Here is a 13,372-nt window from a genome sequence, read left to right on the forward strand (position 1 = left end):
TTACTTAAAGTTAGTATACATATTGTTAGAAGCTGGGTTTGCCATCTTCGAATTACTGATTTCTTGATGCTCTATCATTGACTTTTTTGTAGAAAAATTACCTTTAGCTCCCGTTAAAATATACACGATAGTTCTGTCTAACAATGGATCTGACCTTTCTCCTAAGATTCCTAAGTTCTCATAATCTTCTGGTAAATTAATGTCAGGTACAATTCCACTTGGGTGATTTTGATTGTCTCTGTTTTGAATTTCTAAAACCAAAGGTTGCATAGCCCAAGTATGGTTTGGGTTTAAGTTTGCGCCCTCTCTGGTAAAATTATCTGAATCATACAAAGTAACAGAACCATGTACTTTACCAATGGTTGTGGTTCCAACAGATTTTACATCTATATATGGAGACAAACTATTCATTACCAATTCAGAAGCTGATGCAGAACTACGTGTAGTAATGAAATACACTCTAGTTAAATTAAGATTGTTGATTGGTTCTTGCAATATAATATTGCCATCTCTATCTCTATTGAGAATTTCATTTGTGAAATTATTGATGAAATTACTAGGATCAACTGCATTCTGAACTTTTGAGTTCCAAATTTGTCTAGAATACAATTGTCCATCAAACTGTCCTGTTACCATTCCACCAAGATAAGTTGCTGTTCTTACAGATCCTCCTCCGTTGTAACGAAGATCTATAATAAGATCAGTAATGTTATCTGCTTTTAACTGAGCAATCGCTGCATTTAACTCACCATCATAAGATGATGCAAATTGATTATACATGATGTAACCAATTCTAGCCGATCCATCAATAATAGTCTTAGCAATAGCTACCGGATTTTCTTGCAATTGCGATTTTGTCAAGGAAATTGAATTCCCATTTGCAGAAGGATTACCACTATTATAATCTGCTAAACTAATAGTGTAATTATCTTGTCCTAATAAAGAGCTAAAATTTGTTTCGGTTAATTGAGTTCCATCTACTTGATTGAAAAGCATTCCTCTTGTCACATTCTTCGCTTCGGCATCAGAATTAGGAACTACATAACGAACATATCCAAATACATTCTGAGGGTTATTATCATATCTTACTAAACCATATTCCATTCCATTACTTTGATTGATTCCTTGAAACGAGTTCTCTAAAGCAATATAATCATCAACAATCCAAGAAAAACGGTCAATAACTCCTGGTTGGTAACGCAATGATTGAAATACATCAGCAGGCGAAGAAAAATCAGAATAATGGCTATATACTTGTCCAACATTATCAAAACGATTATCGTCTAAATCAGCAACATTTTGTTGCCATAAATAATAATTATTCATCCCTCTCCAAATAAAAAGGTGAATCTCATCATTTCCAGTAGCTGTAAAACGTTCGCTTTTTTCACAAGACGAAATAAGAGCAATAAATAGTATTGCTGCAATTTTTATAGTTGTGTTTACTCTTCTCATTATCTTCCTAGATTTGGTAAATGTTGCTCAATAAAAACTCCTCTATCTGGCAGTATTTGCTGATTAATAGAGTTGTATAGTATTTCAAAATCAAATGGATTACAAGCTGGTGCAACTATTGTTCCATTCGTAATATAATTCAGTACACTATTTAATAAAGGGTCTGAAGTTTGTCCTAATTCGCCCAAGTCCATTGGGTTTTCAACAGGACAAATAGTCATTGTGGGTAAAATTCCTGTGCTATAAGTTTCATCATTCACATTAGAAAAAGTTAGCACTGTAGGTTGTAAAGCAAAAGTGTGATTTGCATTAACTCCTGTAGCACTAAAATTGTAGTCAATAGAATCATACAATGTAATTGACCCTAAATTATCTCCTATAGTATTGTTACCAATTACATGAACATTGATATAAGGTCTCAAGCTATTAACTAATAATTCTAACGCAGAGGACCCTCTAAATCCTCTACCGTTTAAAATGATATAAACATCTGTAAGATTTAAACTATTAATTGCTGTTCCATTACTTAAACTTGTTGGAAATCTAGTAATTAAAGAATCAGGTTGATTAACTTCAAACCAAGGTTGTGCTTTTATATTCCACGTTTCCTTAATTAAAGGCTGATTGTCAAACTGTCTTGTAATCATTGATGCTAATTCAGCTACAGTGCTTGCAAAAGAACCACTGCCAATATTGTAACGTAGGTCAATAATCAATTGGCTAACATTATTGTTTTGAAAATCTAACATCGTAGCATTCAAATCTTGAATGTAATTTCCTGAAAAATCATTATTATACATCAAATAGCCGATTCTATTGGGAGCTACATCAATTATTCTTCTGAAATGAATAGGAGGGTGTTGATATTGTTCTCGAACTAAATCTACTTGTTTCCCATTAGGTGTTAATGTTGTGCCATCAAAATCGGCAGTTAAAATAGATAAATCCAACTGTTGAGCATTAGTCAATTGCTCTGTATAATTGTCTTCCGTTAATTGAATTGTGTTGTTATTTGAATCTACTACAGCATAAAAGAACTCACCTCTAGAAATATTTTGATTGGACGCATTAGAATTTGGAAGAATATCCAATACATATCCAATTACATTATTTGGATTGTTTGGATCTCTCATAACACCAAACTCAAGTCCGGTTGTAAATGAACTCCTTAAAGGAGTATCTTGACTTAATAAATTATAATCATCAACAAGTACTGAACGAGTATCGTTAGAAACTACTAGTGCATTAAAAATATCGGTTGCAGAACCAAAACCACTTAAATAACTCATTAACTGCTGATCGTTATTAAAACGTCTGTCGGATAAATCATCAACCTGATCTTGATATAAGTAATAGGCATTAAACCCTTTCCATACAAAATCCTGTGCCTGAATGTCTACAGGAAATGTATCATCTTTTTCACAAGAAGAATAAGTAATAATAATGAGTAAAAAGTAAAAAATTCTTCTTAGGGATGTGCGAAACATGAACAATATTTTATAATACAGATAACGCAATTTAAGGATAATTAGTATTTTTTTATATATCTATGTAACAAATTATTGACCCCATCGTCGTAATGATGTAAAACTGATAAAAAATAAATAAAACATCAGAGTTTACAACTAATTACAAGTAACTAATGAACCAATCAGACTTTTTAAAAGTTGTTTTACCGTTTAAAGATAAAGTCTTCAGATTAGCAAAAAGACTTTTAGTATCTACGGAAGAAGCAGAAGATGCTACTCAAGAGCTATTCTTTAAATTATGGAGAAACAAAGAAAAGTTATCTGATTATAAGAATGTAGAGGCTTTTGCCATGACCATGACTAAGAATTATTGTTATGACAGATTAAAGTCGAAACAAGCCAGCAATCTAACATTAGTTCACAGTAATTACAAAGAAAAAGATACCAGCTTAGATAAAAAAGTTGAGTACAGAGATACAGTAAACCAAGTACATAAGCTCATTGAAAATCTGCCAGAACAACAAAAACTGATTATTCAGTTAAGAGATGTAGAACAATACGACTTTGATGAAATATGCAAAATGTTAGATATGAAACCTACAGCTGTTCGTGTAGCATTATCAAGAGCGAGAAAAACAATAAGACAAGAACTAATAAAACAACATAACTATGGAGTTAGCTAGCATAGAAAAATTAGTTGTAAAGTACGAAAACGCAGAGACTACTTTAAAAGAAGAAGCAATCTTAAAAGATTATTTCCAATCAAACGATGTAGCACCTCATTTACAAGAATATCAAATGATGTTTGCGTACTTTCAAACAAGTAAAGACGAAACCTACAACAAAACCCTAGAGTTTAACACGAAGAAAAAGAGAAACTACAAATGGTTATCTGTTGCAGCATCATTCGCTTTATTATTCAGTGTATTTATAGGATATGGTAAGATCACAGATAGCAAGAAAGATTTACCTTCTCTTAGTGAACTATCAGTAGAGCAGAGATTTCATTATGAACAAGCTGAAAAAGCTTTAAAAATGTTATCTGGAACTCTAAATAAAGGAAGTCAAGCTTTTGACAATCTTTATGCCTATGAGAATTCAGTGAACAAAATATTTAAAACCAAGTAAATTTTTATAAAAGAACCAAGTAAACCTTAGAAAGATGAAAAAAGTAATTTTATTAATAGCGTTAGTAGCAGCGCCAATGTTAAGCTACGGTCAGTCAATCTTTGACAAACTAGAAGACATGGATGGAGTATCTTCTGTAATTGTAAGTAAAGACGCCTTTGAAATCCTTTCAAAATTTAATGCAGAGAGTTTACAAGACAATGATGCAATGGAAGTCTTCAAAATGATTCAAGATTTAAATGAATTAAAGGTGTTTTCTACAGATAAAGCAAGTGTTGCTACAAAGATGGAAAGCATGGTAAAGTCTGCTGTAAAAAGTCAGAAGTTAACAGAATTAATGCGTCTAAAAGAAGATAAATCTAGAGTTTGGATCTACGTAAAAGCTGGAAAAAACAAAGATTTTGTAAGCGAAGTATTAATGTTTGTAAAAGGAATAGATGAGAAAACGAATGGAATTGCAGAATCTGTTGTAGTTTCTTTAACGGGTAACATCGATATTAATAAGCTTTCTAAATTGGCGGATACATTTACTAAAAGTGCCAATGTAAAAGTAAGTAGAGACTAATAAAAAATAATACTGCTCTGGATTAGATGATTCAGAGTAGTCTTTAAAAAATCAACCCATGAAAAAAATAACAACCGTTTTAGCATTATTTGTATTGGCTATTTTTGCTACATCATGTAACAATGAGTCAACAATACAAGAATACCTAGTTAAAAGCCAGGAAAAAGAAGGTTTTATGACCATAGATATTCCTGTGAATTTTATCAAACCGAAATCTTTAGACGTTCCTACTGATGTTCAGGAAACAATCAATAGTATTAGAAAAGTAAACCTTGTGGCTTTACCTTATCAAGGAAATGAAGACACATATCAATCTGAAAAAGATAAATTGACTAAAATTCTAAAAAGCGATAAGTACAAAAGTTTGATGCGTATGAATGCCCAAGGAATCAAGATGAGCATCTATTATACAGGATCGTCAGATGCAATTGATGAAGTAATTGCTTTTGGATATGCAAAAGATAAAGGAGTAGGAGTGGCTAGAATTTTAGGAAACGATATGGACCCAAGTAAAATCATTACGATGATGAACAACATCACTCTTGATTCAGGTCAATTAAACCTTAAAAAATTCAACTTAGCATTTTAATAGTCAAATCAACCATAATCAAACTCCAAAGCCGTTATCTCTTTTGAAATAACGGTTTTTTTGTTTTAACTAGCTGTTAACAACTCACTTCTTTATATTTAGTATTTTTGAATTTCTATTTACAACCCTATGAAGTTTCAAAAAGTACTGATTCTATTTTTTCTGTTTGTATTTTCTTTTTTAAATGCACAACAAGATCCTTTATCTATATACAGAGGAGAACGTGAAAGAATTAACAATTTAGTTCATACTAAACTAAAAGTTGACTTCGATTTTAAAAACAGACAACTTAATGGAGAAGAGTGGGTGACTCTAACACCTCATTTTTATCCAACTAGCAAAGTAACTCTTGATGCCAAAGCTATGTTAATTCATTCCATTGAACTTGGAGGGCGAAAATTAGACTATCATTATGATGATTACCAAATCATTATAGACTTACCGAGAGAGTATAAAAAAGGAGAAGAGTATACACTTTATATTAAGTATACTGCAAGACCAGAAAAAGTAAAACAAAAAGGAAGTTCTGCTATTACTAGTGCCAAAGGTTTGTATTTTATCAATCCGTTAGGTTTAGAAGAAGATAAGCCTATTCAAGTATGGACACAAGGAGAAACAGAGGCTAGTAGTTGTTGGTTTCCAACCATTGACGCTCCTAATCAAAAAACTTCACAAGAACTCTATATTACTGTTCCAGATAAGTTTGTAACCTTATCTAACGGAGAATTAGTCAATCAAGAAAAAACAGGGAGCAATAGAACAGATTATTGGAAATTAGATCAAAAACATGCACCTTATCTTTTCTTTATGGGTGTTGGCGAATATGAAATCATTAAAGACACCTACAAAAATATTCCAGTAAATTATTATGTAGAAAAGAAATATGCACCTTATGCAAAGGATATTTTTGGGCATACTCCGGAAATGATTGGTTTTTTTGCTGAAAAACTTGGTGTAGAATATCCTTGGAATAAATACAGTCAGATAGTTGCAAGAGATTATGTAAGTGGGGCTATGGAAAACACAACTGCTGTTATTCATGGCGAACAAGCAAATCAAATGAAGGGTCAACTCATTGATGAGAACAAACAAGAAAATACAATTGCTCATGAAGTGTTTCATCATTGGTTTGGAAATCTAGTAACTACAGAAAGTTGGAGCAATCTAACGCTGAATGAATCTTTTGCCAATTACAGTGAATATTTATGGAGAGAATATAAATATGGAAAAGATGATGCTGATGCACATTTATTTGAAGATGTAAAAGCATATAAAGATGGTCAGAATTTTGACAAAGATTTAGTACGCTTTTACTATGCAGATAAAGAAGATATGTTTGATGCTGTAAGCTACAACAAAGGCGGAGCAATCTTGCATATGTTAAGAAGATATTTAGGAGATGAAGCTTTTTTTACTGGATTAAAAAAGTATTTAAATGATTACAAATATAAAGCTGCAGAAGCACATCAATTACGATTAACTCTAGAAGAAGTTAGCGGTAAAGACCTAAATTGGTTCTTCAATCAATGGTATTTTGGATCTGGACATCCTAAGATTCAAGTTTCTTATGACTATAATACTTTAGAGAAAACAGTAACTGTAAACTTTATTCAGTCACAGCAAAACGAATTTAAGTTTCCAATTGCTATAGATATCTTTGAAAATGGCTCTAGAACTAGATACAATGTTTTTGTAGATGGTAGAGACGCTTCCTATAAATTTTCTTTCTCTAGTAAGTCTCCAGATTTGATACAAGTAAATGCTGATGGAGTTTTATTGGCTGATTTTATTGAAAATAAAGTCTTAAGCGATTATATCTTTCAATTAAAAAATGCTGTTAGTTATGAACATCGAAGAGAAGCTTTGTTGGAAGTAGTTAAAAAGCAAGATGATAAAAAGGCCTTCAACGCTGTTGTTTCAGCTTTGGACGACTCTTTTTACAAGATTAGAATACTGGCCTTAGAAAATATTGATCTCATCAATAAATGGTCTAAAAAGAATGTTATTGATAAGATTCAAAGAATTGCTAGTAATGATAAGAAAACATTAGTAAGGGCGGCAGCTATTGAAACATTAGGAAAATTAACAGACCCTGAATTAAGACCTGTTTTTGAAAAAGCATTACAAAGCGAATCTTATAATGTATTAGGAAAGGCTTTAGTAGGCATGTACTATATAGACAAAGACTATGCAATTAAAAAGTCTAAAGAACTTCCTTTAGAGGTTAAAAATATTATTGCGACTCCATTAACTAGAATTTATATCGAAGAAAAAGATGAATCTGAAATGGTCTTTATTGCCAATAATGTTCTTTCAGGAATGTTTTTAAACAATAACCCGAAGATACAGGCCATATACCAAAAAGCTTACGAACAAATAGCAACTAGTAATAACACTGAGGCGATTCGTAATTTAGTAAAAGACGTTGTGGCGAAAGGAAATCAATACAAACAGTTCAATTTTGATAAAGTAGGGATTAATTTACTCCGTCAGATGGTTCAAAAGCAAAACAAAGCAAATAAACCTAACAAATTCAAGAATATTGAGGTAATCAAAACAGGAATTGCACAGTTAGTTCAATAAAAAGCTTTAATCTTTCTTGTATTCATCAAAAGTACCATCGTTATAGAAAACGACGATTCTACTAATTTTTTTACCATTACCAACAGCTTTTTGTGTCTGAGGTTGAAAAATATCTCCTTGAGATAGAGTAGGAGTTGTTTTATTTTCTTTAGGAAAACTTCCTTTACCATTCAACAACCAATAGATGTCTACTTCAGTAAAAGTATTAGTCACTTTTAAAATAAAATCTAAACTCGGTTTATTCCTTCCTGATAGAATATGAGAGATACTAGAACGTTGCACACCAATCTTATCGGCAAATATAGATGCTGATAATTCGTAGTGCGTAAGAATTTTTTTTAGTCTTGCTGTAAACTCAGTGCTGTTTACCATTGTAAACTTAATTAGTTATTACAAATGTAAAACTAGTCCATTATCTTTACAAACGATTCTTAAACTTTAACAAAAAATAAAATCAAACATTAAACTAAAACTTCATATAAACTTTATAAATATTTGATAAACATGTGTTTAATTAACTTATTTTATAATTAATAAAGAAATCTTATATATAAGTTATTACAGAAGTAAAGCACTCTTAAAGGTGTTTACAAAACACAATGAATAGCGAAAATTATTAATTAACAATTGTAAATCTTATTAAAACATTTGTTTGAATTTATCATCCATCTATTTCTAGCTTTGTGTTATTTTTGCCAGAGACAATTTGTTGTATGCGAACATTAGAATCATCATATATCCTATCAATCTATAATCAGGTAAAAGAAACTTCCATTTCTGGGAGATGGATTACATTGAATCATTTGAAGAGAGTTTTTTCTAAATACGATTCTAATGAAGTAATTGCATACAATGAAATCGGAAAATCTGAAGAAAATAGACCTATTCATCAGTTTAGTTTTGGGAATGGTAAGAGAAAAATACTTATCTGGACCCAAATGCATGGCAACGAAAGTACAGGTACTAAAGCAGTTTTTGATCTTTTAAACTATATGACTATAGCTAAAGATGAGTTTTCAACTTCAATATTCAATAATTGTACAATCAAAATTATTCCAATTGTAAATCCAGATGGAGCAGAATATTATACAAGGGTGAATGCAAACTCTATAGATCTTAATAGAGATGCTGTAGATAGAAGTGCAAAAGAGAGTCAGTTATTAAGAGCACAGTTAGATGAATTTCAACCTGATTTCTGTTTTAACTTACATGATCAAAGAACTATTTTTGGAGTAGAAGGTACTTTAAACCCAGCTACACTATCATTTTTAGCACCTTCTGAAGAAATTACCAGAAAACTTACTGAAGGAAGAAAAAGAACTATGAATGTTATTGTAGCCATGAATAAATTGATGCAGACTATAATTCCTAATCATATAGGCAGATATACAGATGAGTTCTATCCTACCGCCACAGGAGATAACTTTCAAAAGCTTGGTTATCCAACTGTTTTAATAGAATCTGGCCATTATCCTGAAGATTATGAAAGAGAAGAAAGTCGTTTTTTTACTTTTTCAGCCTTAATACAAGGTATTGCGCATATAGCTAGCGCAGAAAATTTTGATGAATTTGAAGAGTATTTTACCATTCCAGATAATTCAAAAAACTTCAGAGATTTACTTCATAAATATTCAAATAGGCAAAATGAAGCTTTTCAGTATGAAGAAATTTTAGAGAATAATAAGATTAATTTTATCCCAAAAAAAGTAACAGATGACATTTCTGCACTTTTTTTTCACAAAGAAATCGTTTTCGAAGACTAATTTTGTTGAATTTTATTCACTTTTTTAAGTAAAAAAATATATTTAATCTATATTTTTGTATTATTGTTTGAATAATTAATAATAATATGAAAAAATTCATGCTAGATGAAATCGATCACCAGATATTAGACATCTTGATCGAAAATGCGCGAACTCCTTTTACAGATATAGCCAAAAAGTTGCTGGTTTCTGCAGGAACAATTCACGTTAGAGTAAAGAAAATGGAGGACGAAGGAATCATTCAAGGATCAACACTTACCTTGAATTACGAAAAAATGGGCTATTCCTTTATTGCTCATGTTGGAGTTTTCCTAGAAAAAACTTCAATGACCCAAAGTGTAATTTCTAACCTTCGTTTAATTCCTAATGTTACTGTAGCATATGTAACTGCTGGTAAATACAATATATTTTGTAAAGTCAGAGCCAGAGGAACAAACGATGCAAAAGATATTATCTATAAAATAGATGAGGTTCCTGGTGTTAGTAGAACAGAAACCATGATTGCTCTAGAAGAGAGCATCAATGATAAGAAACGAATGATGCACGCTATTTTTAAAGAGCTATAAATTTATTACTTTCAAATACAAAGAGCCACGCTATTAGCGTGGTTTTTTATATCTTCCAATGATGAATTTGACTTCTAAACTTCCTAATGTAGGAACTACAATATTTACTGTCATGAGCAGCTTAGCTAGACAGCACAATGCAATTAATTTATCTCAAGGATTTCCCAACTTTCAAACAGATGCTAAACTATCTGAACTTGTTTCAAAAGCTATGAATCAAGGACATAATCAATATGCTCCTATGATGGGAAACCCATCATTAAGAGAGGCCATTGCAAATAAATTTCAAGCTATATATAAGAGCTCATACAATCCAAACAATGAAATAGTAGTTACTGCTGGAGCTACTCAGGCTATTTTTACAGCCATTTCTGCTTTTATTGGAAAAGGAGATGAAGTAATTTTATTTAAGCCTGCATATGATTGTTATGAACCTGCCATAGAACTTCATGAAGGAAAAGTAATTCCCATACAACTAAAACATCCTAATTATCAAGTAGATTGGAAAGAGGTTGAAGAAAAAATTAATTCAAGAACAAAAATGATTGTGGTAAATACTCCACAAAACCCTTGTGCGACTATTTTCTCTAAAGGAGACATGTTAGAACTTCAAAGAATTACCAATAATACCAATATTATTGTGTTAAGTGATGAAGTATATGAACACATTATATTTGATGGAAAAGAGCATCAAAGCGCTTGTCTTTTTCCAGAATTGAAAAAACGATCGTTTATTACAGCATCTTTTGGAAAAACCTTCCATACAACTGGCTGGAAAGTTGGGTACTGTTGTGGTCCAAAAGAATTAATGGATGAGTTTGTGAAAGTACATCAATTCAATGTTTTCTCTGTTAATCATCCTGTGCAGATTGCCTTAGCAACATATTTAAAAGAAGAAGAGAATTATTTACAACTTCCTTCTTTCTTTCAACAAAAAAGAGATGTGTTTTTAGAGGCTATTTCAGGATCTCGATTCACATTCATTCCTAGTCAAGCCACCTATTTTCAGGTGCTTAACTATTCTGAAATTTCAGAAGAAAACGATATTGACTTTGCAAAAAGATTAACCAAAGAGTTTCAAATAGCTTCAATTCCTTTGTCGGTATTTAATCAGGATCAATTAGATTTTAAATCCTTAAGATTCTGTTTCGCTAAAGAAGAAAAAACACTTTTACAAGCTGCAGAGATTTTAAATAAAATATAAATTGTTTTTGTGATGAAACTCGTACTTTAGTCAACCAATAATTTAGCAACTCTATGAACGTATCTATAGAATATAACTTATCAGATGTAGAAAAAGATACTCTTATTCACCTTTATAAAAGCATGTTAAAACCTCGATTGATAGAGGAAAAGATGCTGGTTTTGTTGCGTCAAGGAAAAATATCTAAATGGTTTTCTGGAATTGGTCAAGAGGCTATTGCTGTTGGTGTTACTTCTGTTTTAGATAAAGAAGAATACATCTTGCCAATGCACAGAAATCTAGGAGTTTTTACAACTAGAGAAATTCCTTTACACAGATTATTCTCTCAGTGGCAAGGTAAAATGAATGGATTTACAAAAGGAAGAGATCGAAGCTTTCATTTTGGAACGCAAGAGTTCAATATCGTAGGAATGATTTCTCATTTGGGACCTCAATTAGGAGTTGCAGATGGAATTGCCTTAGCTAATAAACTCAAGAAGAATCATCAAGTTTGTGCTGTATTTACAGGTGAAGGAGGAACTAGTGAAGGAGATTTTCACGAAGCTCTGAATGTAGCTTCTGTATGGAGTTTACCAGTTCTTTTTTGTGTAGAGAATAATGGATACGGATTATCTACTCCAACTTCTGAGCAATACAATTGTGAAAACATTGCCGATAGAGGTCTTGGATATGGAATGGAGAGCCACATTATTGATGGAAATAATATTGTTGAAGTTTACACAAAAGTAAAGGCATTAGCAGAAAGTGTTCGTAAGAATCCTAGACCAGTACTTATAGAGTTCAAAACATTTAGAATGCGCGGTCATGAAGAGGCTAGTGGTACCAAATATGTTCCTAAAGAGTTGATGGATTTCTGGGCTCAGAAAGACCCTGTTGCAAATTTTGAAAATTATCTACTATCTGAAGGGATCATCACTGAAACTATAATTGAAGCTTCAAAAAATGAAATCAAAGATGAGATCAATCAACATTTACAAATGGCGTTTGATGAAGAAGCTATTGTTCCAGATTTAGATTCAGAACTAAATGATGTCTACAGAGAATACCATCCTGAAATTATTCATCCTTCTGAAAGCAAAGAAAATATCCGTTTTGTAGATGCTGTTTCAAAAGGATTGCAACAATCTATGGAAAGACATGATGATCTTGTGATTATGGGACAAGACGTTGCCGAATATGGTGGTGTATTTAAGATTACTGAAGGATTTACAGAACAATTTGGTAGAGAACGTGTAAGAAATACTCCTATATGTGAATCTGCAATTGTTTCTGCAGCTTATGGATTGTCTGTAAACGGAATGAAAGCTGTTATGGAAATGCAGTTTGCCGATTTTGTGAGCTCTGGATTTAACCCCATTGTTAATTTGTTAGCAAAATCTCATTACCGTTGGAATCAGAATGCTGATGTTGTTGTAAGAATGCCCTGTGGAGCAGGAGTAGGAGCTGGTCCTTTTCATAGTCAAACCAATGAAGCTTGGTTTACCAAAACACCTGGACTAAAAGTAATCTATCCTGCGTTTCCACAAGATGCAAAAGGATTACTTTGTTCAGCTATTAATGATCCAAATCCTATACTTTTCTTTGAACATAAAGCGCTTTATCGTTCTGTTTATCAAGATGTTTCTAATGAATACTTTACTCTAGAAATTGGAAAAGCTAATATGTTAAAAGAAGGAAAAGACCTCACAGTTATAAGTTACGGTCTTGGAGTACATTGGGCTTTAGAAGCTTTAGAAAACAATCCAGAAATTGAAGCTGACTTTATTGATTTACGTTGCCTGCAACCTTTAGATACAGAAACAATTTTTACTTCTGTTCAGAAAACAGGTAAAGTAATTATTCTTCAAGAAGATTCATTGTTTGGAGGTATTGCTAGTGATCTGTCTGCGATGATTACTGAGAATTGTTTTGAATACTTAGATGCTCCTGTTAAGAGAGTGGCTAGTTTAGAGACTCCTATTCCTTTTCAATCAGCTTTAGAAAAACAGTATTTACCCAAAGAACGTTTTCAAGAAGAACTTCTTAAAATTTATAAATTTTAACTCTTATT

The 13,372-nt window shown here is 31.9% G+C and carries 12 protein-coding genes; 9 read left to right on the forward strand and 3 right to left on the reverse strand.

Annotated elements, in window-relative coordinates:
* Both AAON49_RS07430 and AAON49_RS07435 read right to left on the reverse strand, forming a co-directional pair.
* Positions 1-1,455, reverse strand: a complete 1,455-nt coding sequence (locus AAON49_RS07430; RefSeq protein ID WP_349553821.1) for a GFO_1087 family putative carboxy terminal peptidase — start codon at positions 1,453-1,455, stop codon at positions 1-3.
* Positions 1,455-2,942 carry a S41 family peptidase gene (locus AAON49_RS07435; RefSeq protein ID WP_349553823.1) on the reverse strand — a complete coding sequence of 496 codons (1,488 nt, stop codon included), beginning with the start codon at positions 2,940-2,942 and terminating at the stop codon, positions 1,455-1,457. The genes AAON49_RS07430 and AAON49_RS07435 overlap by 1 nt, the downstream gene beginning before the upstream one ends.
* 155 nt (positions 2,943-3,097) lie before the next feature.
* On the opposite strand from AAON49_RS07435, the gene AAON49_RS07440 reads away from it, so the two are divergent.
* The 5 genes from AAON49_RS07440 (at position 3,098) to AAON49_RS07460 (ending at position 7,789) form a co-directional block, all read left to right on the forward strand.
* Positions 3,098-3,607 (forward strand): GFO_1088 family ECF-type sigma factor, encoded by a 510-nt coding sequence (locus AAON49_RS07440; protein WP_349553825.1) that lies wholly within the window; start codon positions 3,098-3,100, stop codon positions 3,605-3,607.
* Complete coding sequence (locus tag AAON49_RS07445; protein ID WP_349553827.1) at positions 3,594-4,052, forward strand: PG0215 family putative anti-sigma factor; 459 nt, start codon at positions 3,594-3,596, stop codon at positions 4,050-4,052. Before AAON49_RS07440 ends, AAON49_RS07445 begins: the two co-directional genes overlap by 14 nt.
* Before the next feature lie 34 nt (positions 4,053-4,086).
* Positions 4,087-4,617 (forward strand): GFO_1090 family protein, encoded by a 531-nt coding sequence (locus tag AAON49_RS07450; RefSeq protein WP_349553829.1) that lies wholly within the window; start codon positions 4,087-4,089, stop codon positions 4,615-4,617.
* A gap of 58 nt (positions 4,618-4,675) precedes the next feature.
* A complete protein-coding gene (locus AAON49_RS07455) occupies positions 4,676-5,206 on the forward strand; it encodes a GFO_1091 family lipoprotein (protein ID WP_349553831.1) in 531 nt (176 codons plus the stop codon).
* Positions 5,207-5,335: 129 nt separating this feature from the next.
* Complete coding sequence (locus AAON49_RS07460; RefSeq protein ID WP_349553833.1) at positions 5,336-7,789, forward strand: M1 family aminopeptidase; 2,454 nt, start codon at positions 5,336-5,338, stop codon at positions 7,787-7,789.
* Positions 7,790-7,795: 6 nt separating this feature from the next.
* On the opposite strand, the gene AAON49_RS07465 is transcribed toward AAON49_RS07460, so the two are convergent.
* A complete protein-coding gene (locus AAON49_RS07465) occupies positions 7,796-8,161 on the reverse strand; it encodes a helix-turn-helix domain-containing protein (protein WP_349553835.1) in 366 nt (121 codons plus the stop codon).
* Between the two features lie 341 nt (positions 8,162-8,502).
* On the opposite strand from AAON49_RS07465, the gene AAON49_RS07470 reads away from it, so the two are divergent.
* The 4 genes from AAON49_RS07470 (at position 8,503) to AAON49_RS07485 (ending at position 13,364) form a co-directional block, all read left to right on the forward strand.
* Complete coding sequence (locus AAON49_RS07470; RefSeq protein WP_349553837.1) at positions 8,503-9,552, forward strand: M14 family zinc carboxypeptidase; 1,050 nt, start codon at positions 8,503-8,505, stop codon at positions 9,550-9,552.
* An 86-nt stretch (positions 9,553-9,638) separates the two neighbouring features.
* A complete protein-coding gene (locus tag AAON49_RS07475) occupies positions 9,639-10,118 on the forward strand; it encodes an Lrp/AsnC family transcriptional regulator (protein WP_349553839.1) in 480 nt (159 codons plus the stop codon).
* A gap of 61 nt (positions 10,119-10,179) precedes the next feature.
* Entirely contained in the window at positions 10,180-11,322 is a 1,143-nt protein-coding gene (locus AAON49_RS07480) for a methionine aminotransferase (protein ID WP_349553841.1), read from the forward strand.
* 53 nt (positions 11,323-11,375) lie between these two features.
* Complete coding sequence (locus AAON49_RS07485; RefSeq protein WP_349553843.1) at positions 11,376-13,364, forward strand: alpha-ketoacid dehydrogenase subunit alpha/beta; 1,989 nt, start codon at positions 11,376-11,378, stop codon at positions 13,362-13,364.
* Positions 13,365-13,372: the final 8 nt, after the last annotated feature.

It is taken from the genome of Pseudotenacibaculum sp. MALMAid0570 (assembly GCF_040151415.1).
GTDB lineage: Bacteria > Bacteroidota > Bacteroidia > Flavobacteriales > Flavobacteriaceae > Polaribacter.

What these genes read in the sequence shown, in the direction of transcription:
- AAON49_RS07470 (WP_349553837.1), top strand. Translation starts at nt 8,503, where the DNA reads ATGCGAACATTAGAATCATCATATATCCTATCAATCTATAATCAGGTA.
- AAON49_RS07475 (WP_349553839.1), top strand. Translation starts at nt 9,639, where the DNA reads ATGAAAAAATTCATGCTAGATGAAATCGATCACCAGATATTAGACATC.
- AAON49_RS07435 (WP_349553823.1), bottom strand. Translation starts at nt 2,942, where the DNA reads ATGTTTCGCACATCCCTAAGAAGAATTTTTTACTTTTTACTCATTATT.
- AAON49_RS07460 (WP_349553833.1), top strand. Translation starts at nt 5,336, where the DNA reads ATGAAGTTTCAAAAAGTACTGATTCTATTTTTTCTGTTTGTATTTTCT.
- AAON49_RS07445 (WP_349553827.1), top strand. Translation starts at nt 3,594, where the DNA reads ATGGAGTTAGCTAGCATAGAAAAATTAGTTGTAAAGTACGAAAACGCA.
- AAON49_RS07465 (WP_349553835.1), bottom strand. Translation starts at nt 8,161, where the DNA reads ATGGTAAACAGCACTGAGTTTACAGCAAGACTAAAAAAAATTCTTACG.
- AAON49_RS07480 (WP_349553841.1), top strand. Translation starts at nt 10,180, where the DNA reads ATGAATTTGACTTCTAAACTTCCTAATGTAGGAACTACAATATTTACT.
- AAON49_RS07440 (WP_349553825.1), top strand. Translation starts at nt 3,098, where the DNA reads ATGAACCAATCAGACTTTTTAAAAGTTGTTTTACCGTTTAAAGATAAA.
- AAON49_RS07485 (WP_349553843.1), top strand. Translation starts at nt 11,376, where the DNA reads ATGAACGTATCTATAGAATATAACTTATCAGATGTAGAAAAAGATACT.
- AAON49_RS07450 (WP_349553829.1), top strand. Translation starts at nt 4,087, where the DNA reads ATGAAAAAAGTAATTTTATTAATAGCGTTAGTAGCAGCGCCAATGTTA.
- AAON49_RS07455 (WP_349553831.1), top strand. Translation starts at nt 4,676, where the DNA reads ATGAAAAAAATAACAACCGTTTTAGCATTATTTGTATTGGCTATTTTT.
- AAON49_RS07430 (WP_349553821.1), bottom strand. Translation starts at nt 1,455, where the DNA reads ATGAGAAGAGTAAACACAACTATAAAAATTGCAGCAATACTATTTATT.